This is a genomic window from Bradyrhizobium sp. (assembly GCF_049581145.1).
In the GTDB taxonomy this organism is placed as follows: domain Bacteria; phylum Pseudomonadota; class Alphaproteobacteria; order Rhizobiales; family Xanthobacteraceae; genus Bradyrhizobium.
Map to the genome: position 1 here is coordinate 1 of NZ_JBAURI010000971.1, position 1,581 is coordinate 1,581.

2 protein-coding genes are annotated in these 1,581 nt (G+C 68.9%); both read left to right on the top strand.

The window, feature by feature from the left end:
- The coding region (locus tag WCB02_RS31645) for an ABC transporter permease (protein ID WP_423964372.1) at nucleotides 1-800 on the top strand (800 nt) is incomplete at its 5' end.
- A partial coding sequence (locus WCB02_RS31650; protein ID WP_423964375.1) for an ABC transporter ATP-binding protein occupies nucleotides 797-1,581 on the top strand: 785 nt, incomplete at its 3' end. The genes WCB02_RS31645 and WCB02_RS31650, both read left to right, overlap by 4 nt.

The window sequence follows — 1,581 nt, forward strand, 5'->3', positions numbered from 1 at the left end:
GCGCGGCGCTGGTCGGCCTGCTTGCTCTCGTCGCCCTGTTTGCGCCGCTGATCGCGCCGCACGATCCGCTCGAACAGGACCTGCTGTCGGCACAATTGCCGCCGGCCTGGAGCAGCGGCGGCGACCCGGCCTATTGGCTCGGCACCGACAGCCTCGGCCGCTGCGTGCTGTCGCGATTGATCTATGCGGCGCGGACCGCGGTTGCCGTTGCGCTGATCGCGGCCTCGCTGGCAGCCTTGATCGGCGTTGCCCTCGGCCTGATCGCCGGCAGTTTTGGCGGCTTCATCGATCAGATCATCTCGCGCCTGATCGATGTCTGGATGGCGTTTCCCCCGGTGCTGTTGTCGATCGTGCTGGCGGCGGTGATCGGGGCCGGGCTGACCTCGGTGATCGCGGCGATCGTGGTCGTCGACTGGACCCGGTTCGCGCGCGTCATGCGGGCCGAAACCATGGTGCAGCTGCAGCGCGATTACGCCGCCGCCGCGCGCGTGATCGGCATGAGCCGCGGCGCAACCCTGCGGCTGGAGATCTTCCCCAACCTGATCCCGCTGGCCGTCACCCTGCTATCGGTCGAGATGGGCATCGCGATCCTGGTCGAGGTGATCCTGTCCTTTGTCGGCATTTCGGTCGCCGGCGACACCCCGACCTGGGGCGGCATGATCGCCGAAGGTCGCCAGATCGTCTATCAGGCGCCATGGATCATGGCGCTGCCGATCGGCTGCATCATATCAAGCGTGATCGGTTTCAACCTGCTCGGCGATGGCCTGCGCATGGCGCTCGATCCGGTGCAGCGACGATGACGGCAGCGCTTTCCATCCAGGACCTGCACGTTGCGATCGGCAAGGGCGCCGCTTCGGCCAACGTGCTGCGCGGCGTCAGCCTCGCGCTCGAACCCGGCGAGGTGCGCGGACTGGTCGGCGAATCCGGCGCCGGCAAGTCGATGCTGGGACGCGCCGTGCTCGGGCTGTTGCCGGCCAACGCCGCCATCACCACAGGCCACATCACGTTCGAGGGCCGCGATCTCCTCGCCATGAGCGAGCCGGAGCGGCGCAGCCTGCTCGGCCGCCGCATTGCGCTGATCCCGCAGGATCCGATGACCTCGCTCAATCCGGTGAAGCGCATCGGCGCCCAAATCGCGATCCTGCTGCGCCATCACCTTGCGCTCTCGAAGCGCGATGCGCTGGCGCGCGCGGGCGAACTGCTCGCCGAGGTCGCGATCCGCGAGCCGCGGCGCGCGCTCGGACTCTATCCGCACGAGCTCTCCGGCGGCATGCGGCAGCGCGTGCTGATCGCGATGGCGTTTGCCTGCGATCCCGCTCTCGTGATCGCGGACGAGCCGACCACGGCGCTCGATGTCACCGTGCAGCGCCAGGTGCTGCAGCTGGTCGAGCGTTTGAGGCAGCGCCATCGCTCAGCCGTGCTGTTCGTGACCCATGACCTCGGCGTGGTGGCCAAGATCTGCCGCACCATGAGCGTGCTGCATGCCGGGCGCGTGCTCGAAGAGGGCGAAACCGCCGATGTGCTGGCGCGGCCGCGCCACCCTTATACCCGCGCGCTGCTGGCCGCGACGCCGCGCGCCGA